Raw genomic sequence first — 19581 nt, 5'->3', positions numbered from 1 at the left:
GCGTCGCCGTCGATGGTCAGCCAGGGGGCCACCGCCTCGACCCGCTCCTTGGGCGACGACGCGCCGCCGCTACGCGGCGGAAGAAATGCCGCGCTCCGCACGGCTATTCGACGGCTCCGCCGTCGAATGCGGCCAACGCCGTTGGCCGAGGCTCGAATTGCTCCGCAATTCGGCCTGCAGGAATTCGCTCCGCGAATTCCTGGGGCTGGCTGGGGAGTTGGGTGCGTCGCCTTTCGGTACTCGCCCAAAACCGACCTGGCGTACCGTCAGGTACCTTGCAGTCCGCCGGACTGGTCCGGCTCTGGGCGAAGATACGCTGGTCCTTAATGTAGAGGCAAGCCTCCCTTGTGACCGGCCTCGTCTGGGCTGGAGAGCTGTGCCTCCTCTGAAGGCCATGTATACGCTGGTCAGGGGCTTGGCTCCACGAGTGGGCAGCGGATCCACTCTCTGGGTGGCGTTGCGCGGGGCCGGCTGTTTCTGGAGGAGCTCCCCCCGGGGTCGTCTTGGCCGGTAGGGCGACGGAGGTGCAGGGAACAGCAGGTGTCTCGCTTCTTCAGGTGGAGGTACGCGCCCGAGCTTTCTTGTCTTTGAATTCTAGGGTTCTTGCGGTGAATTCCGTGATGGTGTCCGTGCGGGGATTTTCTTGCAATGCGCTCAGCTTCAGAGATGGCGGTGTGGCTCTGTGAATCTGCGCATTGCTCAGTTTTTCTGCGAAGACGTTCACTGGGGTCATGATCTTGAATTCCCCGGTGGGTGGGTGTGATGAGGCCTGCCCTGATCCTTCGTACGTCGATGTCCTCTTCGTGGCGCCGGATGGTGAGCGGCGGCAGATGCCGTGGCTGCGTGCTGTGCACGAGCAGCGCCTGAAGGACTGTGTGCCGGTCAGGATGTTCCCGGTACGCCGGGGGAAGCGGTTGGCGCCGGGATGGTGGTGGTCGTCGACCACGGAGCGGCTCCTGCACTACGGGAGCGCGGCGCAGCGGGATCGGTTGATGCTGCTCGACCAGGAGCGTCGGGTGGTGGATGTGGCGTGTAGGCCTGTGGAGTTCGTCTGGCGCGCGGGCAGTTCGGTGGTGCGGCATGCTCCGCACTTCCTGGTGCGGTGGGCAGGCGGGCGCAGGGAGCTGGTCGATTGCGTTGGCGTGGGCGGATCGTCTCGTCAACTGGCCTCAAAGGCAAAGGTGTTGAGGGTTTGTGCGCGTGCGGCTGGGTGGGGGTACCGGCTGGTGGGGCCGGCTGATCCGGTGCGGGTGGCGAACGTGCGGTGGTTGTCGGGGTATCGGCATCCGTGCTACGCGGATGCGGCCGTGGTGGGCCGTCTGCGGGAGGCGTGTGTGGTGCCGCGGCCTATGGCCGAGGTGGTCGGTGAGGTGGGAGAGGCGATACAGGTGTGGCCGGCGCTCTTCCATGCCCTGTGGTCCTCACGGCTCCATGTCGATCTGGATCAGGTGCTGGGCGAGCACTCGCTGATCACGGACGGGTCGGGTGCGGCATGAGCGGGGCGCAGCATGCGGTGGTGCAGGTCGGGGATCACGTGCGGTTCGCTGGCGGTGAGTTCAGCGTGGCCGGGCTGGAGGGGGCGCGGTGCCGGCTCGTGGATGAGGCTGGTGGCGTGCAGGTCGTGCTGGTACGCATCTGGTGGCGGATGAGGACTTCGCTGTGATCGGCGGTGCGCTGCGGCAACACGTTACCGTGGGCGGGCTGTTGGACGGGCTTGAGCCTGGCGTGCGCGAGCGGGCGCTGGCGTGGGAGCGGCACATCCGTGAGGTCGAGACCGGGTGCGCGGAACTGGATGGCGGCGGGCGGGTGCGGGCGGAGTACGACCCGAAGGTGCGCAGCATGGCCGAGTGGGAAGCTGCCAAGGCCGGTGAGCTGACGGTGCGGGGTGAGTCGGTGAGCGTGGCCACGGTGCGCCGGATGCGTGCCCGTTATCGCGAGCAGGGGGTGTGGGGGCTGGTCGGCGGTCGGGCCAAGCGGGGACGGTCGGCGGTCGGGCGTGCCGATGAGCGCGTGGTCGCTGCGATCGTGCGGTGCTTGAGGAGCGGCGGGAGAAGTCGTCGTTGACGATGTCGGGGCTGCGGCGCCGGGTGGGCTGGTACCTGGATCAGACGTACGGGGCGGGGGTGGTGACGGTGCCGCCGACGTCCACGTTCAACCGGCTGGTGCATGCCGTGGGTGAGGGGCGGGTTGCTGGGCAGCGCCCGGGCGCGGCGGACGCAGGCGTCCAAGCCGGGGCCCGTACGTGCCGACTTCTGTGGTGCGGCCCGGGGAGCTGGTGATGATGGACAGCACGCTGCTGGACGTGCTGGTCGTCGGCGAGGACGGGAAGACGGGCCGGTGTGAGCTGACGTTGGCCGTGTCCGTGGCCACGCACAGCATCACCGCCGCCGTCCTGCGCCCGCGCGGCACGAAGTCGGTGGACGCGGCGATCTTCCTCGCTCAGAGCGTGGTGCCCGAGTCCATGCGGCCCGGCTGGCATGCGGCGCTGTCGATGCGGTCCTCGGTCATCCCCTTTGAGCGGTTGGTCGGCATCGACGCACGCATCGTGCGGGCCGCGGCGCGGCCGGTGATCTGGCCCTGCACGGTCGTCGTCGACCGGGCGTGGTGTTTGTCTCCAAGACGTTCTTGGCCGCGTGTGAGCACCTGGGGATCTCGGGGCAGCCCTGCCCGCCCGCCTCCGGTCATGCAAAGGGACACGTGGAACGCGTCTTCGGGTCGATCAACACTCTCTTCGCACAGCATGTGGCTGGGTACACCGGCCGGCATCTCGGCGAGCGGGGTCGGCGGGTCGAGGACGAGGGGTGCTGGACGCTGGCCCAGCTGCAGGAGTTGCTGGACGAGTGGGTCGTCGTCGGGTGGCAGGAGCGGCGCCACAGCGAGCTGCGGTATCCGCTCATGCCGAGGCTGGCACTGTCGCCGAATGAGATGTGGGCCGCGCTGGTGGGGATGTGCGGGCATGTCCCTGTCCCGCTAGCGGCCGCCGACGGCATCGAGCTGCTGCCCGCCAAGCGCCTGACGATCGGCGTCGATGGCATCCGCTTCAACCATCGCACCTACGGCAGCAGGGACTTGAACCCGTACCGCGGGCGCCGCTCGTCGGCGGCGGACGGCCGGTGGGAGGTCCACTACAACCCGTACGAGCCGGCCCAGTGCTGGGTGCGGCTGCCCGAGGGGTGGGCCCAGGCCGACTGGATCCACCGCACCCTGGTCAGCTCACCGTTCACCGACGCAACGTGGCGCGACATCCGCAGTGTTGTGGAGAGGCGTGGCACGCGCGCGCTGACCATGAAGAAGCCCTCGCCCGTGCCCTGGATGAACTGCTGCGGCGCGCCGCGATGGGAGCAGGCACAGCCCGGGAGCGGTCTGTCGCAGCGCAGGCCGGTGCGGGCGCGGCCGTAGCGGCAGGAGCGATACATGACCAGGACGCCGTTACGGCGGCTGCGTCCCGTCTGGCTGGCGGGGATCCCTCGTGTACTGGCGAGGACGAGTGGGGCGAGGATTTCGAGGACGAGGTGGGATTCGACGAGTTCGACGAGTCGGGTGACCTTGGCGATGCCGGCGGAGGAGCCGCGGGAAAGGCTCCTGTCTCCTCGGGGGTGTGGAAGATCTTCGACGCGCACGCGGAGGCCGAGCGGTGGTAGCCCTGGAGTCCTTCGATGAGGGGGCGGGCGAGGCGTACGCGTCGCCGACGACGTGGAGCGAGTGGATACGGTTCGTCGAGGCATCGGCGCCGCGGCTGGAGGGCGAGGGGCCTTTCAGTGAGGAGGAGCGGCTCGACTACCACTCGCAGTTCGTGGTGCTGTCGACTCCGGTCATGGACGACATCTCCCTTGCGCTGTGCCGGTTGATGATCCTGATCCGGCGCCCTGACGGGACCGCGCGGCGCGGGCTGATCGTGTCCAGGCTCCCGACGACCGGCAAGACCACCGCCCTGCAGCAGCTCGGGTGCGCCCTCCACCTCGCCGAGCGACGGCGTCGCGGGAGGGAGACGGACGAGGGGCGGCTGCCGGTGGCGTTCGTCGCCGTGCCGCCGGCGGCCATCCCGAAGATGCTCGTATCAAAGTTCGCCCGCTTCCTGGGCCTGCCGGTGGCGGCCCGGATGAACCAGGCCCAGATCACCGACGCAGTGGTCGGCACCCTGCGTGATCTGGGCACCCGCCTGGTCCTCGTCGACGACATCCGTCTCCTGGACACCCGCACCCGTGCCGGAGCCGGGACGTCCGACCAGATGAAGTACCTGTCCGAACGCGTCGGCGCGACCTTCGTCTACGCCGGAGTCGCCGTCGAGGAATCACCGCTGCTGAGCGGAGTGCGCGGGGCGCAGCTGGCGGGGAGGTTCAAGCTCCTGCCCAGCCCACCCCTGGCGTACAGCGGGCGGGAGCAGCAGGCAGCATGGCGCGGTCTGCTGGAGGGCATGGAGGACGCGGTGCGCCTCGAGTGGCATCGTGCCGGGTCGGTGGGGCGCATGGCCCGCTACCTGCACGAGCGCACCGGAGGCCGGATCGGGAGCCTGTCCGCGCTGATCCGCGAAGCCGCGATCACCGCGATCCTGGACGGCACCGAGAAGATCGTCAAGAAACAGCTCGAGGCCGTCCGCCTCGACCACCTCGCCGAGCAGGTCGCACGGCCCCCGGTCGAGCAGGCCCCGTCCGGCCGCTCCGGGACGGCCGCCTGAACAGCGCTGCCCTCGGTCTTCTTCCCCTCTTGCTTGTTCGGTGGGCGTCCTCGTTCGCGGGCGTCCACCGGCCGGTTGAAAGCTGGCCCACCACGCCATGTCCCTGTCCCCACTCGCCCAGAGCCGCCTGGCCGCAGGTGCCATCCGCACCACGCCTTTCGAGGGTGAGACAACCGCTTCTTGGATCACACGGTGCGCGGCCCGCTACCACCTGCCCCCAGGTCCCTACTTCCGCGCCGTCCTCCGACAAGAAGGCCGCACCTTCGTGAGCGGTCGAAGCGGGCTGGGCACCGAGCTCTACCTCAATACCGCCGCACGCGAACGCCTCGCCGCCTACAGCCGCATCGAGGAGCAGGTCCTGGCACGTGTACTGCCCGCCTGGCCACTCGACCTCGATGTTCTACGCCACCACACCGGACCGGCCGCGCACTGGCAGTTCCCCACCACGCACACGGCCGCGCCGGTCATGGCGGGGTGCCTCAAATGCATCGCGTCACGCAGCCGCGGAGTGGAGGTGTGGCAGTACCGGGGCTGGCACCAGCGCGTCTGCCGCACGCATCGCATCTGGCTCGTCGGCGGCGAGCGCGTCGACACCGGCCCGGCCCAGATCCCGCTCGGTGAGCGCGAAGCCGCCGGCGTCCTGGCCGCACACCGCCATCACCAGGCTCTGGCCGCCCGTGGTGAACAAGTCCAGGCGGCGTGGGAGTGGGCGCGTGGCATCATCCAACGCCTCTATGGGGACGAGGAGTTGAGGCCGCTACCGGCAGCCGTGGCCTGGGACGGACGCCTTGACACTCTTACCGGGCAGGCAGGTCGTCCGGGCAGGGAATGGCTGTGGCGGATCATCGCCCGCGACCTGGTCACCTACCCCGAAACCCTCGCCCTCACCGAAACACTCATCGCTGCAGGTACGGGCGCCAGCGAGCACCAACGCGCCACAGTCGAAGTGCAGTTGACGGGTACCTTGGCCGAGGTGCTCCGTACACACACCGGCCCCGGTCTCACTGGCGAGGTAGAACCCCTCGCCCGGTGGCTCGCCCGGCACGCACGGAGCGAACTACAGCGCTGGCTTGGAAGCTGCGGAGGCGACGAGAACGCGGTCCCCCTCCACGTGCCCACCCTCACCTGGACCCTTAAACGCAGGTCACCTGACCCGGCATGAATTCGGTGCCTCGCCTGCGGTTGGCTGCGGCCCCGGGAGAGCGTCGGAAGTCGGTGGTACCAGTAGGGCATGGATGATGCGATGCCGGGCGCGATAGCCCTCCTACGTCAAGCCTTTCCCCCAGATGTCCGTCACTCCCCTTTGGGCTGGCCAGCACTTCGAACCTGGGAAGAGGGGCACGGAGTGGTGTTGCCTGAGCCGTATCGCACCTTCGTGGCCGAGATCGCGAACGGCACCGACGACGGCCCGCCTGACGCGGGTGGTCTGCTGCCGGTGGGTGAGAACCCGCAGGGCTGGACCGAATGGGAAGCGGAGTGCTGGATGAGCCCGGACCCCTTCGATGCCACCGCTGCGCGCCAATTCAAAGATCCCTTCCCCCTCCAAGAGGAATGGCAGTGGGAGTACGACTACTACGATCACAGCCTTCACTCGCCGATGTTGCACCAGAGCTACACCCATGGCTCGGTACTCCTGGGCAGCGACCGGCCCGGGGAGTACTGGACTTTGGTGGTGACCGGAGCACAACACGGCCAGGTGTGGTGGCTACGCGACGGCTGTGCCGCACCGTATGCCGATACCCCGTCCGAGCACTCCGGAGGCTTCCTGCGCTGGGTGAGGGACTGGCACACCCGACAGGGATGGTGGAAAACCGACTAGCGCCCCACAACTCCCCCACGACCGGTAAAGATGCGCACCCGCCCACCCCATCTGCGCACCCGGTCCGCAGCACACGAACACCGCAGGTCACAAGCCTGCTCAGGCGAAGGTCGTCATCATCACTGATCAGAACCCTTGAGCGGACACCCTTCCCAGCCACCCAGCCCACCTGAACAATCCGCAGGTCACAGCACAACCACTACGCAGATTCACCGAACAATGACACTTCTTGTAGCGGCCCCGCAGGCGTTCGAGCAGGGGTACGGCGGCGTTGCTGTCATGGAGGCTCGCGGTGGTCACCATGACTGCCGGGAGCAGGCCAAGGCAGTCCACGACGATGTGCCGCTTGCGCCCCGGCATCTTCGTGCCCGCGTCGTGTCCGCGTGAGGAGGCCGGGACTGTGGTTGCGGCCGGCGTTCTCGCGGACCAGGCTGCGGAGCCGGTCGTGCACTCGGTCAGCGGCCCGTTCGCGCCCCAGCGGCGGGCGAAGGCGTAGAGGCGGTCCCGCACGGGGAAGTCCGCGGGCATCGCCCGCCAGGTGATGCCGCCCGCGATCCCCGCGACCAGGTATCGCACTGGGTCGAGCATCTGCCGGTGGCAATAGTCCTCCGGCTGACCGCCGCGGCCCTCCAGCCACGGCGGGACCGGCGTCGCGTCCCGTGCCACCGCCCACTCCGCGTGCGACATGTCCGAGGGGCAGCACGGCTCGCGGTCCGGACGGTCGCCCGCGTTCCCGAACCGGTGAGCGAAACGATCTCACGACCGGGCAACCGAGTTGTACTCCACCGTTATGAAAGCGGAAGACTGCGGCACAGGGCCTCCTGTTGCTCGGCTGGACTCGCATACCCGCGAGCGGTGCAGGAGGCTCTGTTCTCATGCCCGAACCCCGAACGATCACCCGACCGAGGTCAGTGTCAGAACATGCCGTTCTGGTTCCGGGCCTCGTCGGGGATCTGCTGCATGACGTCCCAGTGTTCCGCGATCTGGCCGTCCTCCAGGCGGAAGATGTCGACGATCGCGGTTTCGGGGCCGCCTGGCACCCGGACGCCGTGGACGTGGGCGATCACATGGTCGCCCTCGGCGAAGATTCGCTTCACCTGAGCACGGAGGTGGGGGAAGTCCGCCTTCAAGGTCTCGACGAACCCGCGGAAGCCCTCCAGTCCGTCGGCAATCCGGGGGTTGTGCTGGATGTAGCGGTGACTGAGCAGCTTGGAAGCAGCCTCGTGGTCCTTGTCGTTGATCGCGGCCTGGTAGAAGGCCAGGACGGTCCGCTTGTTCTCTTCGAGTCGTGTGCTCGGCATGGCTCCCCCTCATGAGTGAACACCCGTAGCGCTACGACTGTATGGCAACGGTCGTGCAGATACAATCGACCACCGTGGATGCCAAGTCACCGAGCAAACGACCACCCCGCGGGCGCAATCCCCGGGGCCAGGGCGAACGCCTCCGCGAGGAGGTCATCGCCGCCACACTCCGCATGCTCGACGAGCTCGGCGACGATCAGGCCCTGTCCCTGCGGGCCGTCGCGCGGGAGATCAGCGTCGCCGCGACATCGGTATACCTCCACTTCCCCGACCGCGACGCACTCGTCCTGGCCGCACTGGAACACTGCCACCAGGACCTGATGCTCGCCGTGCAGCAGGCCGAGCTCGCCGCGGACGGCCCGGTGGCCCAACTGCGCGCCCGGACCCTCGTACTCGGAGCCTGGGCACGCGAGCACCCCGGGCTCTACAAGGTCTTGCACGAGAGCACCCTCAACCAGCGCGCGGACATGCGCTTCAAGGAGGAGCTCGGGCGCACGACCACGGCCGCAGTCCAAAGATGTATGGACGCCGGCCTGGCTCCCGCAGACGACGCGTCCATCGTGGCCCTCGACCTGCGAGCAGCCGTGCACGGCGCGGTCTCCATGCGAGTCAACCAGCCCGACCACCACTGGCCCCCGCTGGAGGACCAGGTCGATCGCTTCCTGCGCAAGCTCGTAGGTACATCGCCGGTACATCGCCGGCCCCAACCCACCAAGGGGTAGCCGGCACGTAGTCACGGGCCCCGGACTGCGGGAATCGAGAAATCCCGAGCCGGCCGGGAGCCCTAACCTTCCCGCACGCACCAACCGCGGATCACCCACCCCGGCCGCCTCGATCGAACCGATGCGCACCATGATCGGTACGGCAACGGCCTCTGAGGACGCAAGCCTCCGCGCCGGTGAAGCAGGACATGCTCGCCGGCGTCGGACCTGATCTGTTCGACGGGCTCGATGGCCGTGTACGAAAAGGCCCACGGCCTGGGGCAAACGTACTACGTCAAGGCGCTCAAGCCAGCCGATGAGGCGGGCGATCACGTCACCTCCTGCCGGACACTGCGCAGGATGTCACTTCAAGCGGCGAACCCCGGACACGGGCGGATGGCGTCGGAGCCGGCGGACCCGTCGGAGGGGGCGGCGCCGTCGGCCGGTCCGCGTCCGGTGGCGTTCCTGCGCGGGCAACAGGCGCATGCGTCGTCGCATGGTCGGGGACCGGCGCCGGGCTCACGCCCGGCTACGCGAGGCCGAGACTGCTCTGCCGCAGGCCGACAACCGGCGCGATGCGATCGGCGGCTACGGCCAGACCGCGTACCTGTTCCACGTCTCCCACGTGCTCATGGAAGGGGGCGGCTTGGCGGGCGGCATCAACGCGATGAAGCAGTCAATCCGCATCCAGCCGGTCCAGGAGCGGCAGGGCCGCGTCCACGCCTACGCGGTGCCGGCGCAGCGGCGATTGCGGTACGGGCATCTGGACGCCTCCTGCGAGTCGTGGAACCGGTTCCCCGACGAATACGAACACGTCTCCTCCGTCCGCGGTGATGACCGCGGTGATGACCACTTCGCCACGATGCGGGCGGACCTCGCGCCGTACGCCAAGGCCCGCCCGGTGCGGGAGCTGGTCGGCCGGGCACGAGAGGCCGCAGCAGCCAAGGCCTCACAACGGGGCCGGCTGCCGGCGTCGAGCAGGGACGGCTCCAGGTCGACGGTGGCCAGGAAGCAGTCCCGGCAGCGGTCCAGCCACCGGCGGCGCGTAGCCGGGAACATCGATGATGCCCGTCGCGCGGGCCGGATCACCGCAGCCGGCACACGGCAGGACGGGTGTGAGGCAAGTCTTGCTCCTCCTCAGAGGTACCAGGTGCACCATGCGCCTCCCGGCGGACCTGCCGAGGCGGAGCCGGGGCCAGGCCCGGAGAAGAACATAGGAAAGTCCGATGAAGACGGCTTCGCTCGCTGACGGTCGGTGTCCGCCCGTCGCCTGGCGCTCTGATCAGGCCTTGGTCTTCGGCTGTGACTCGCCGCCCCGAGTGCGCAGTTGCTCGTTGATGCGCTGGGCCTCTTCGAGTTGGTCTTCGAGGATGACGATGCGGCAGGCGGCCTCGATGGGGGTGCCCTGGTCGACGAGTTCGCGGGCGCGGGCGGCGACGCGCAGCTGGTAGCGGGAGTAGCGGCGGTGACCGCCTTCGGAGCGCAGGGGGGTGATCAGACGGTGTTCACCGAGGGCCCGGAGGAAGGCGGGGGTGGTGCCGAGCATCTCGGCGGCCCGGCCCATGGTGTAGGCGGGGTAGTCGTCGTCGTCGAGAGGGGCGGGGCGGGTACTGCGAGGGGGCATAGACCTCTTCTTCCAGGGGACGCGTCGGGGGGCCCGGGTACCGAACCGGCACCCGGGCCCCGAGCTTTCAACACCATCTACCGGCTGAGAGCGCCGGCCTTGTGTGTCCGCAGGTTCCGCCCGGGAGGGCGGGGCTGCGGGGATCGCGAATGCGTGACCGGGGACCACCTTCCAATCCGAGGCCTGCGGTACCCGGGCTGACGTCGTCCTCGCCCGGGCGATCCTGATGGCGTTCTGCTCCTTACCTCGATTACACGGTTGTACTGCTGGACAACGCGGGTACTGCTCACGGCCCGGCCCCTGCCGGGCCGCGTCCTGCTTGACCTGCATGCACGGCAGTTCGTCTCTGCCGTGCCCTCATCGACTTCCTGAGTACAACAGAAACTGTAACCCTGCAACGAGCCAATGTCTACTGTGACCACAACAGATTTTCTTCGGGGTTGGTGTGCGGACTTCTGTGGGTCAGGCGGTGGGCCACCGAAGCCGTACTGCGCATCCCGACCGCGTGGGCGAGCTGCCGCACCGAATGACCCTCACCCTCCTCTTCGATCCGCCGCCGGATACAGCGAAGGATCTGCTCTTCCCGCTCGCTCAGGTGGTCCGGGCGCCGGTTCACCACGGCCCCTGCAGGCCACGGACCTGACAGCGCAGCTCCACCCGCGCGGCCGGCATCCGACCCGGCCCGGTCCAGCAGGGATGCCACAGCGAAGGATCTGCTCTGTTCCGCCAAGCGGTGCAGGGGATCACTGCGGAAGGCCGCAGGCCCCTCCTACGATTCGTCAATCGGCAATCTGCAATGGTCGGCGGTCTGCCAACTATGCCTGTTGCGTGCGGCCATCGCCGCGGATCAGCTCCTTGCGACCTGGGACGCAGGGGTCCCACAAGAAACGGCGTGGGGACAGGATCGACGTGGACTGACGTGACGTCAGTCGAACTCGCGCGCCGGGAGAGCATCATCTCGGCAGTGACCTGCGACGTCGCTCCATGATCCCCTACACCACTGGGCGGGACGCCATCGCGCCGCGCTTCGGCCGGGACACATCCTGGCGTCCGAGGATCCGGTCTGCGACGCAGATGTCAGTTCGGCGCAGGCGGCGTGTCGCCGGCAGCGGCGACATCGATGAGGATCTGCTCGGCCTCGGCGACGTTGTCGGCCCGGACGGCCCTGGCCATCGCGGCGCGCGCCGCGTCGGGCTCCGTGTCCGGCGGGACCACCAGCAGTAAGAAGAGGTCACGGTCGCCTCGGGTGATGAGGACGGTGTCGTCACCAGCCGGGAAGGAATCGATGTGCACGATCCGGCCGTCCACCAGCAGCCGTGTCGGGAGTCCGTCCCAGGCACTGCTGTCCACACCGACGCGCATGACAGGTCCGAGATGCCGGGTCAGCGCGGTGATCAGCGGGGGAAGCTCGGCACCAATGTCCCGGGACCGCGGCCACCAGGCACCATCCAGGATTCCCTCGCGCGTGTGCGTCGTCTCCACCCTCAGCAGGGCCGTTCCGGGTCTCACCGACCGGTGGACGGCGTCGGGCAGCAGCCGGGGAGTGCCGGGGGTGTCGGAGGCCCTCATGGTGTCCCCCGTCCTTCGTATGGAGCCACACTCTCCTCTTCTGTCTCCATGCGCCGGATCCCCCGGTGCGTCAACGTGATCACCACGGGCGTGTTCCCCCTCCCCCAGTCGACGACGACCCAGCCTTCGCCCTCCAGATACGTACACGCAGCGGCCATGTCCTGCTCAGGGATACTGAGGTCGTTGCCGAGCTTCGCCCCGCCGACGCCCATGAGGCGATTGCCCTCGCCGGCTTGGTACAGAGCCCGCATGATCTTCTCCCGGTACGACTTCCGCTCCCGCAGTATCGCCATGACCTGCCGTCCCCTGGCGCCCACGGCCGGGCCGACGCCGATGTCCTGCGCGGCCGATGCCGCGGTCGGCCGTGCCGGAGCGGTCGCCTCCACCGCCGGCCGGCGGCGCCTCCGGGGCCGCCCGCCGGTCCCCGGCAGAGCATCGCCGGAGTGGAAGCCGGCCGTCCGCTCGTCGCGCCGAGCGTCAAGCCGGTGAATGAGAACAACACCGACAGCGATCAGGACGAGCAGCACGGCCACCGCGATGGCAGTCATCGTCCTCTCACCTCCGACGACCGGCGGCCGACCGCCCCTGGCGAGCCGACGGGCCGGGGCGCAGACAACGGCGGACCCGCTCCGCCCTCGGTCTCCCACGCCTCCTCCCCGCGTCGAACATCGATCCTGTCTGCTGATTCCTCCTGGCCCGGGGCATCGACGCCGCCACCGGCCATCAGTCGTGCGGCGGCATCCGGACCGGTTTCCGGCGGAATCACCAGCACATCCCAGCGGCCATCAACACAGAAAAGGGTCAGCCTGTGCGGATCCTGCTCCATGGCGGACCAGCCCACGTGCACGGTGCGCCCGGCCACGGACACCCGACGTGGGACGGCGGACCAGTGGGCCGGGTTCACCATGACACCCGTAATGCGGCCCCAGAGGTCGCCCAGCGCGGCCGTCAAGGCCGGCAGCTCACAGGTGAGGACACGCGAGCGGGGCCACCACATGCCGTCCAGCCCGCCCGGCGCGGGCGTCAGGGACACACGAGCCGGCAGCGACGGCATGTGCCTGCCCAATGCCGCACGGTCAATGGTCACGGTCATTGCACGGACCCGTCTCCGGGCCCGTGGATGCGGCCCGGCGTCATCGATCACCGGAAACGGCAACCCGCGGCGGAGCCGGTGCACGAAGAACTCCCGGTGCCTTCACACTACTCCGCCCACTGCCCCGAAAAGCCGGGGATGACCAGGTATTCTCCCCCTCCGGGCCTGGTCCCCGGCGCCCAAGACCCGCCCCGTCACGGCGCACAGCATGGCGATCAACCCTCGCCCGGCCACCTCGTCAACACGCTGCCCCGCTGCTCATCGATGAGGGTGATGCGGGCGCCGGGCCCACTGCGCCACTCCCCCACCAGCCCTGCACCGCCAGGCAGCCGACCGCCGCCACGGACAGGTGGCAACAGCGAGAATCATCCACGGCAGCCGCCGCGTCGAACACAACCCTCAGCCCCGCCCCGGCTTCGACGGCGGCCGCGCGACGATCTCCGCGACCGTCACCCCCACCCGCGAAGGCAACAGGTCAACGGCGGCCAGGAGGCAATCCCGGCAGCGGTCCACCCACCGGCGGCCCCAGCCGGGAACACTGACGACGCCCGCCGCACGGACCAGCCCACCGCACCCGCCGGCACACACTCACGGAGTCCGGCCGACACCGGCCGCCGCCTCCCGGCAGACCAGCCGAGGCAGAGCCGCGGCCAGGCCCGCCCGGCCCACAGCAAGCCGGCACAGCACCTCGTCGATCCCCCTACCCCCTCCCCTGCACCCTCCACCTCCCCCTCCCCCTGCACCCTGCGCCCTGCGCCCTGCGCCCTGCGCCAACGATTCCGGCCGCTCCGGTCACGTGCCTGCGCCCGGCTCGCTCCAGTTGCCATAAGGATGTGCTCAGCGCTTCCTGGAAGAGCGGGTCGAACCGCCCGTTCTCCCAGGAGGAGCACACCCATGGCGCAACCGGTAAATCAGCCGACGATCAGCGCTGACCAGTTCAGCCGAGTGTGCGACGAGATCAGGAACACGGCAGCCCCCGAGAAAGACGCTCAGTCCATCCGCGACTGCGCTCTGCGCATCATGCAGATCCTGGGCCTGGCGCTCTCCACGAACGACCTGAGCAAACTCCTCACCGAACTCACGGCTCCCGAGGCGGCCCCACCCCCCGCGCCCCCTCACTACACCCGAGAACCCATCCTGAACATGCCTGACACACAACCAGGAGAAGACGAAGGCCCCGTCAGATAGACCAAACCGTCACACCCGGCCACCCCCGCGGCCCACCCAAGGACAACTGCCGCCCGACCCCTGCCCGCCAGACATCCCGGCAGGACCAATGCCCCAGACCATCGCCCGCCGACACCCGACACGCCGCCTCCCACAGCGCGCCATAGAACACACAGGCACCACCCACACCCCCCTACCAAAAACCATGAACAACCAGACGGAGAAACACACGAACCGCAACAGCCCCACACACTCCCAAATCAGCTCGACAACCACACCAACAAACACCACCCACCCCCACACACCCGCCCCCCGATCACAACCCGGAACACGCCTCCCTCATCCGCGGCAATCGCCCAGGACCGACCACGCACCAGTCCCGCAGAATTGACCCCCTGGGGTCGTAGCGTGCCCGTGGCGTCCAGGGCTCTCGATGGAGCCCGTAGAGTGCGCGCATGGAGATCCCCGGCCTCGGCCACGTGACCGTCGATGCCGACTTTGGCGACTACGTGAGTTCGCCGCTTCCCGTGCCCGTCTTCGGGGGCGCCCTGTGCCGGTTCGTCGTCGCCGGCTATGACGATGACGACGCGAAAGTCGACTTCGAGACGGCCATCAGCGCGTTTCTGGGGCTTGACCAGTCGGCTCTGAGGTCCGCGTCGACGCCGGTCTTCCAGTACTACCTGGATGTGAAGACCGAGGTGGGCGGCGATGAGGACTTCGTGTCCATCGCCGGCCCGGACGACGTCTGGGCGCATGTCCGGCCCGGAGGTGAGGTGTCGGTTCAGCGGGAGGATGCCCACGGCGACCGGCAGGTGTATGTCTCGGTGGAGTGCGAGTGCCCTTGGGAGCCCGAGCACGGTCTTCAGATCGTGTTCCGCCGCGGCTTCTCGGTGTCGAAGGTGGGCCCGTTCGACAGTCACCTCACCAACGTATCCGCCTTCGACCGTGCGGACCTCGCGGACGTCGTCCACTACCCCTTCAACTGAGGGGCCCTGCCGATACTCGGCCTCACCGGTCCTCCTTCGCCAGGAGCTCGCGCCGTCGGCGGGTCCAGTAGGAGTCGCCGGTGAGAGTGAGGACCTCGGCGTGGTAAACCAGGCGGTCGATCATCGCGGCCGCGACGACGTCGTCGGAGAAGGTCTCTCCCCGGCGACCAAAGGGCAGGTTTGAGGTCCCCATCACCGAGCCCTACTCGTAGCGCGACGCGATGAGCTGGAAGAACAGGTTCGCCGCTTCCTTGTTCTGGGGTCGGCTGCGAGAGGTGCATAGGGGGATGTCCGGCTGCCGACCACGGCCGGGCAGATGTGGTGACCTGCAGATACGCCACCCAGGCCCCGTACGCACGCGGACAGTTGCCGAGGGGGTTGTCGGCGGGGATGTCGGCCTGGTCGGGGGCGGTGTTGTCGCATCGTGACCATGGTCGGTCCTGATGGTCACGATGCGATCGGGGACGGCGGCTGGTCTGACTCGTACACGCGGCGCCGTGCAGGACGGTGCCGCACCGTACGGGAGAGAGCGTGCCGACGATGGCGGACGTGGACGCGGGTGGCGGGACCGGATGGCACTGGCGGTCCTGGTCCAGTACCGGATGGCGACGACCGAGCAGATGCACCTGATCCTCAACCCTTCCGTACGGATCGAGCAGACCCGGCGCCGGCTGGCCAAGCTGCGCGCCGAGGGCCTCATCGACCGGATCACGATGCCGCAGGCCGGGCGGCTACGGGTGTGGTTCCCCACCCATGACGGGGTGCAGGTCGCCGGCGAGTTTCCGGAGTTGCGGGGACGGCGGCCGCCAAGGACGATATCGGACCGGACCGCGGTGCGGCTGCGGGTCGGACACGCACTGACGGTCACCGAGACCGGCCTCGCCTTCCTGCAAGACGCACGGCGCCGTTGCAAGGTGTGCCGGCCCCTGGACTGGATCCCCGAGGTCTGCCACCCGGTGGGCGGCCGTGAAGCCGTCATCCCGGACACGCTGCTGTTCTACCGGTGCGGCCGGGAGGGTGGCAAAGGAGCGGTGCCGCGGGCGTTCGTATAAGTCGACCGGGCCACCATGGGACCCGAACGCCTGGCCGCCAAACTCAACGCCTACGCCCGCCTGCACGGCTACGTGCCCACGCCCGCGCCTGGCCGACACCAGCGGCAAGCCTTCCAGGAACCCTCGCAGGAGGAATGGCGGCGGCACTACCCGTATGCGCGACTTGGGTTGCCGCTAACAGACGTGTCATGAGCCCCAAACGCGAGTGGCCCTTGTTGACCATTCGGCTGTTGTGAACTGGGTGTGTCCGGCATGATGCGGTGCCATGGGGCAACGGCCGGTCGGGATGGACGAGTTAGTCGAGCAACGGACGGTGCTCGATGACGAAGTGGAGCTCGTCGCGGGGAAGCGGGGCGGGACGCGCTTGGGCTTCGCTCTGCTGCTGAAGTTCTACACCCGGTACGGCCGGTTCCCCCGGAGTCGGGCGGATTTTCCGGACGAGGTCGTGGAGTTCGTCGCCCGGCAGATGCAGGTGCCGGCAGCCGAGTTCGCCTCCTACGCGTTGTGCGATAGCACGGTCGAGTACCACCGGGCCCGTCAACACCCTGATGCTCCAGGACGTCCTCGCCGAGCCCGCCTGGTCCAGCCTGCTCGGCCCGGCCGAACGCCGGGGCCTGATTCTTCTGTTCTGGTCCCACGTGCGCCCTACGGCGAGGTGCGTCTCGACCTCAGCTTCCGCCTGGTCGTCGGTCCGCCGGAGGCGACCCGATGAGGGTAAGGCGGTGGGCACCCAGGCACGGGCCGTCACCGGCGTCCACGCAGTTCCCGTACGAGTTCCGCCACGGCGCGCAGGATGCCGACCCGGTCGCGCGGAGCGGTGCCCTTCAACGCCATGCCGGTGATGGCCACCGCAGCGATCGCCGGGATCGCGAGCCCGGCCAGGAGTACCGCCGCCCCCCAGATGTCCATGTGCCTGTCCTTCCCCAAGATCGCCTCGGTCGCCCCGGACGAGGCGGCCACGAGCACCTTGGCCAGACCTCTGGGCCGTCGGCCATGGATCCCGGATCGCCGGATTCCCGGCCGCGATTCCCAAGGTCAGGACGCCGGTGGGTGCCGAGCCACCGGATCGCGCCGGATTGGGCCAGCCCCCGAGAGGAGAGGTAGGACGTGAGTGAGGCGGCAGAGCCTGCATCGGGGCGGGAAGCCCTGGCGGCCAAGCTCGGGGAGCTCCAGGCCAAGCTGCGCCGGTTGGGCAAGACCCAGAAGGCCGCGGTCGAGGAGGCCAACCGGCACCGGCGGGAAGCCGCGGGCCGGCCACCGGACGTGCCATGGCCGCGCCGGGAAGGCGGCAAGGATCTCTCGCTCCAGGCGGTCAATGACTGGTTCCGGACGGGCTCGAAGGAGCCCAGCGTGCCGCAAGACTTCGATGACCTGTGGGCCGTGGTCGCCGTGATGCTGCGATGGACCGAGGAACTGCGCGACAAGCCCTCCACTCGCGTGCACCGCCAGCGCTGGAAGGACCTCCACGCCGAGGCTCAACGCCGGGAGAGCCTGGACGAACAGGTACGCGGCTACCTCAATGCCGCTGGCAAGACCGCAGAGCAGCACCCGAATGCGGGGATCGCCGACCAGGCGGCCACTCCCCCGCTGGCTGAGGTCTACGTTCGCCAGCACAGCCAGCCCACGGGCCGCGACGAACAGCGCGTCTACCGCGACGATGCCCCCGCCGCGGGCACAGGTGAGGGTCCCGTCGCCGTGGCCGAGCCCGCCGAGGCGCTCTTCCGGAAGACCGGCCGCACCGACCGTATGTGCGTGCTCATCGCTGGCCCTGGAATCGGCAAGTCCACGCTGCTGCGCACCCGGCTGCGGGAGGCGGCCGCTGAATGGCTCGACCCCACCGGCAGCGCCAGGAGGACTCCAGTGGCGGTCCCGGTCTGGGTGAGCGCACGCGCTCTCGTCGATGAGCAGGAGCCCATTGCTGAGTCACTGGCCGCCGCCACCCGAAGCCTTAGCCGGTACGGGCGCAACCCCGCACTGGACGCGGACCGCTTCCTTCGGCGGCCGTGCGCCGGGGCCCATTGGCAGCTGCTCGTCGACGGCCTGGACGAACTCCCCAATGCCGACCAACGCCGCGCCGTGCTGGACAAGCTCGCCTACGCCGTCACCGAAGACCCTCCGCTGTACCGGTGCGTGGTGGCCACCCGCCCCCTGGCCGACCACGAACTCGACATCCTCGACCGTGTCCTCGGCCACCAGGTGCCGCGCTACGACCTGCAGCCCTTCACACCAGGCGACCTGCATACCTACACCGAGAAGTACTTCGCCACCCGGTGGCCGCCCGAGGAAGCCGGCCACCGTGCCAGGCAGTTCACCCGCGCGCTGCGCGATGCCTCCCTGGCCGAACTGGCCCGCACCCCGCTGATGGCCTCCATGCTCTGCCAGCTCCACCTCTCCCACCCCGACCGCCCGCTACCCAAAGGCCGCACCGAGGTGTACGAGGACTTCACCTATCTGGTCTACGAGCACAACCAGGGCAAGCGCGTCGCGGACAGCCATGGCGAAGCGATCAAGCACCTGGTGGAAGGCCACCAGAGCCCGCAGGCGAAAACGGAGGCCGAGGCTGCAGCCCGGCAGGTCCACGAACACCTGTATGAACTCATCGACTACCTCGCCCACCGATGGCTCACCGGCCACCCGGCCCCGGCCGCCGCGGCACTCGCCGAACATCCGGCCGTCCCCCGTCCCGGCAAGGTCCGCGCAGAGGTCTGGGACGCGTTCTTGGAGGGCCTGCTGCGGCACACCGGCCTGCTCGTCCAGCACCCGGATGGCCTCGGCTTCCCCCACCAGACCTTCCTGGAATACCACGCCGCCCGCCATGCCACCCGGAACGAGCAGGGCCGCCGCCGCACACTCCACCAGCTGTTCGATGCCGACCAGGCCGAGACCGGCTGGCAGGACCAGGAACCCTCCTATCTCGGCTTCCTCCTCGACCGACTCCTCAACCCCGAGGACCAGATCAGCGAGGACACCAAGGCACGCTTGGAAGACCTCACCACCTTTGACAAGGCATCCGCGTGCCGCCTCCTCGCCGAGCAGGTGCGGCTGAGAACCCGCCTTCCCTCCGGATCAACCGCCCACCAGCTCACCCGCCTCGCCAACGACACCACCCTGCAAAGCCGCGAGTGCCTCATCGCTGCGGAGGCTCTGGCCATGGTCGAGGGATATGTGAGGGAAGCCGGCCGTCTGCTCACCGCCCTCGCCGACGGCACTACCCTCGACCGCTCCGACCGCGTCCGAGCTGCGAAGGCCCTGGCTGAGCTCGACGGGCACGCCGAGGACGCCGCCCGCATCCTCACGACCCTCGCCAACGACACCACCCTGCCCGGCGACGACCGAGTGTCGGCCACGCAGGCCCTGGGCGAGCTGGACGGACATGGCGAAGACGCCGCCCGCACCCTCACGACCCTCGCCAACGACACCACCCTGCCCGGCGACGACCGGGTCTCGGCCGCGCAGACCCTGGGCGAGCTGGACGGACATGGCGAAGACGCCGCCCGCGCCCTCACCACCCTCGCCAACGACACAAGAATCCCCAGCTACGAGTGCATCTGGGCCGCGGAGGCCCTGGGCAAGCTGGACGGGCACACCGAAGAC

Annotated in this window: 23 protein-coding genes and 2 pseudogenes; 13 read left to right on the top strand and 12 right to left on the bottom strand. The window is 69.0% G+C overall.

The annotated features are described in order from the left end of the window. Nucleotides 1-553 precede the first annotated feature (553 nt). On the bottom strand, nucleotides 554-724 hold the full coding sequence (locus ABZ484_RS28985; RefSeq protein WP_358868873.1) for a hypothetical protein: 171 nt from the start codon (nucleotides 722-724) through the stop codon (nucleotides 554-556). 7 nt (nucleotides 725-731) lie between these two features. Here ABZ484_RS28985 and ABZ484_RS28980 point away from each other — a divergent pair, with 7 nt between their 5' ends. After that, nucleotides 732-1496, top strand: coding sequence for a TnsA-like heteromeric transposase endonuclease subunit (locus ABZ484_RS28980; protein ID WP_358868872.1), 765 nt, complete (start codon nucleotides 732-734; stop codon nucleotides 1494-1496). A gap of 142 nt (nucleotides 1497-1638) precedes the next feature. Next, nucleotides 1639-2064 (top strand): hypothetical protein, encoded by a 426-nt coding sequence (locus tag ABZ484_RS28975; protein ID WP_358868871.1) that lies wholly within the window; start codon nucleotides 1639-1641, stop codon nucleotides 2062-2064. Between the two features lie 375 nt (nucleotides 2065-2439). Here the strand turns inward: ABZ484_RS28975 and ABZ484_RS28970 are convergent, their stop codons facing one another. After that, nucleotides 2440-2583, bottom strand: a complete 144-nt coding sequence (locus ABZ484_RS28970) for a hypothetical protein (RefSeq protein WP_358868870.1) — start codon at nucleotides 2581-2583, stop codon at nucleotides 2440-2442. Nucleotides 2584-2697: 114 nt separating this feature from the next. Between ABZ484_RS28970 and ABZ484_RS28965 the strand changes: the two genes are divergently transcribed. The 4 genes from ABZ484_RS28965 to ABZ484_RS28950 all read left to right on the top strand — a co-directional run bounded on the left by ABZ484_RS28965 (nucleotide 2698) and on the right by ABZ484_RS28950 (nucleotide 6494). Next, a complete protein-coding gene (locus ABZ484_RS28965; RefSeq protein ID WP_358868869.1) occupies nucleotides 2698-3399 on the top strand; it encodes a Mu transposase C-terminal domain-containing protein in 702 nt (233 codons plus the stop codon). 235 nt (nucleotides 3400-3634) lie between these two features. Next, nucleotides 3635-4675 (top strand): TniB family NTP-binding protein, encoded by a 1041-nt coding sequence (locus ABZ484_RS28960; protein ID WP_358868868.1) that lies wholly within the window; start codon nucleotides 3635-3637, stop codon nucleotides 4673-4675. Nucleotides 4676-4772: 97 nt separating this feature from the next. Then, nucleotides 4773-5837: a TniQ family protein gene (locus ABZ484_RS28955; RefSeq protein WP_358868867.1), complete on the top strand. Its 1065-nt coding sequence runs from the start codon at nucleotides 4773-4775 to the stop codon at nucleotides 5835-5837. A 213-nt stretch (nucleotides 5838-6050) separates the two neighbouring features. Then, entirely contained in the window at nucleotides 6051-6494 is a 444-nt protein-coding gene (locus tag ABZ484_RS28950; protein ID WP_358868866.1) for a hypothetical protein, read from the top strand. A 126-nt stretch (nucleotides 6495-6620) separates the two neighbouring features. Here ABZ484_RS28950 and ABZ484_RS28945 read toward each other — a convergent pair whose 3' ends face one another. The 3 genes and pseudogenes from ABZ484_RS28945 to ABZ484_RS28935 all read right to left on the bottom strand — a co-directional run bounded on the left by ABZ484_RS28945 (nucleotide 6621) and on the right by ABZ484_RS28935 (nucleotide 7795). Further along, nucleotides 6621-6953: a transposase gene (locus tag ABZ484_RS28945; protein ID WP_358868876.1), complete on the bottom strand. Its 333-nt coding sequence runs from the start codon at nucleotides 6951-6953 to the stop codon at nucleotides 6621-6623. A 15-nt stretch (nucleotides 6954-6968) separates the two neighbouring features. Next, a pseudogene (locus ABZ484_RS28940) lies at nucleotides 6969-7181 on the bottom strand (transposase); the annotation flags it as partial. A 227-nt stretch (nucleotides 7182-7408) separates the two neighbouring features. Next, nucleotides 7409-7795: an ester cyclase gene (locus tag ABZ484_RS28935; protein WP_358868865.1), complete on the bottom strand. Its 387-nt coding sequence runs from the start codon at nucleotides 7793-7795 to the stop codon at nucleotides 7409-7411. 74 nt (nucleotides 7796-7869) lie between these two features. Between ABZ484_RS28935 and ABZ484_RS28930 the strand changes: the two genes are divergently transcribed. Together ABZ484_RS28930 and ABZ484_RS28925 are read left to right on the top strand one after the other, a co-directional pair. Continuing rightward, a complete protein-coding gene (locus ABZ484_RS28930) occupies nucleotides 7870-8517 on the top strand; it encodes a TetR/AcrR family transcriptional regulator (RefSeq protein ID WP_358868864.1) in 648 nt (215 codons plus the stop codon). Nucleotides 8518-8669: 152 nt separating this feature from the next. Continuing rightward, nucleotides 8670-9445 (top strand): annotated as a pseudogene (locus tag ABZ484_RS28925) (hypothetical protein); the annotation flags it as partial. A gap of 333 nt (nucleotides 9446-9778) precedes the next feature. Here ABZ484_RS28925 and ABZ484_RS28920 read toward each other — a convergent pair. The 5 genes from ABZ484_RS28920 to ABZ484_RS28900 all read right to left on the bottom strand — a co-directional run bounded on the left by ABZ484_RS28920 (nucleotide 9779) and on the right by ABZ484_RS28900 (nucleotide 12782). Next, nucleotides 9779-10120, bottom strand: a complete 342-nt coding sequence (locus ABZ484_RS28920; RefSeq protein ID WP_358868863.1) for a MerR family transcriptional regulator — start codon at nucleotides 10118-10120, stop codon at nucleotides 9779-9781. A 409-nt stretch (nucleotides 10121-10529) separates the two neighbouring features. Next, on the bottom strand, nucleotides 10530-10736 hold the full coding sequence (locus ABZ484_RS28915) for a hypothetical protein (RefSeq protein ID WP_358868875.1): 207 nt from the start codon (nucleotides 10734-10736) through the stop codon (nucleotides 10530-10532). 461 nt (nucleotides 10737-11197) lie between these two features. After that, complete coding sequence (locus ABZ484_RS28910) at nucleotides 11198-11689, bottom strand: DUF5994 family protein (protein ID WP_358868862.1); 492 nt, start codon at nucleotides 11687-11689, stop codon at nucleotides 11198-11200. Continuing rightward, nucleotides 11686-11982, bottom strand: a complete 297-nt coding sequence (locus ABZ484_RS28905; protein WP_358868874.1) for a hypothetical protein — start codon at nucleotides 11980-11982, stop codon at nucleotides 11686-11688. The genes ABZ484_RS28910 and ABZ484_RS28905 overlap by 4 nt, the downstream gene beginning before the upstream one ends. A gap of 251 nt (nucleotides 11983-12233) precedes the next feature. Then, nucleotides 12234-12782, bottom strand: coding sequence for a DUF5994 family protein (locus ABZ484_RS28900; RefSeq protein ID WP_358868861.1), 549 nt, complete (start codon nucleotides 12780-12782; stop codon nucleotides 12234-12236). Between the two features lie 894 nt (nucleotides 12783-13676). Between ABZ484_RS28900 and ABZ484_RS28895 the strand changes: the two genes are divergently transcribed. Together ABZ484_RS28895 and ABZ484_RS28890 are read left to right on the top strand one after the other, a co-directional pair. Then, nucleotides 13677-13970: a hypothetical protein gene (locus tag ABZ484_RS28895; RefSeq protein ID WP_358868860.1), complete on the top strand. Its 294-nt coding sequence runs from the start codon at nucleotides 13677-13679 to the stop codon at nucleotides 13968-13970. 434 nt (nucleotides 13971-14404) lie between these two features. Further along, on the top strand, nucleotides 14405-14935 hold the full coding sequence (locus tag ABZ484_RS28890; protein WP_358868859.1) for a hypothetical protein: 531 nt from the start codon (nucleotides 14405-14407) through the stop codon (nucleotides 14933-14935). Between the two features lie 22 nt (nucleotides 14936-14957). On the opposite strand, the gene ABZ484_RS28885 is transcribed toward ABZ484_RS28890, so the two are convergent. Then, nucleotides 14958-15128 (bottom strand): ATP-binding protein, encoded by a 171-nt coding sequence (locus ABZ484_RS28885; protein WP_358868858.1) that lies wholly within the window; start codon nucleotides 15126-15128, stop codon nucleotides 14958-14960. Between the two features lie 379 nt (nucleotides 15129-15507). Between ABZ484_RS28885 and ABZ484_RS28880 the strand changes: the two genes are divergently transcribed. Further along, nucleotides 15508-15987: a replication-relaxation family protein gene (locus tag ABZ484_RS28880; protein WP_358868857.1), complete on the top strand. Its 480-nt coding sequence runs from the start codon at nucleotides 15508-15510 to the stop codon at nucleotides 15985-15987. A 265-nt stretch (nucleotides 15988-16252) separates the two neighbouring features. Next, nucleotides 16253-16699, top strand: a complete 447-nt coding sequence (locus ABZ484_RS28875; RefSeq protein WP_358868856.1) for a DUF4158 domain-containing protein — start codon at nucleotides 16253-16255, stop codon at nucleotides 16697-16699. A 32-nt stretch (nucleotides 16700-16731) separates the two neighbouring features. Here ABZ484_RS28875 and ABZ484_RS28870 read toward each other — a convergent pair whose 3' ends face one another. Beyond that, on the bottom strand, nucleotides 16732-16896 hold the full coding sequence (locus ABZ484_RS28870; RefSeq protein WP_358868855.1) for a hypothetical protein: 165 nt from the start codon (nucleotides 16894-16896) through the stop codon (nucleotides 16732-16734). 198 nt (nucleotides 16897-17094) lie between these two features. Between ABZ484_RS28870 and ABZ484_RS28865 the strand changes: the two genes are divergently transcribed. Then, the coding region (locus tag ABZ484_RS28865) for a hypothetical protein (protein WP_358868854.1) at nucleotides 17095-19581 on the top strand (2487 nt) is incomplete at its 3' end.

The sequence above is a fragment of the Streptomyces sp. NPDC006393 genome, assembly GCF_040628575.1.
Lineage (GTDB): Bacteria > Actinomycetota > Actinomycetes > Streptomycetales > Streptomycetaceae > Streptomyces.
Note: the sequence above shows the minus strand (reverse complement) of the source record. Positions and strands in the feature narration are given on the sequence as shown.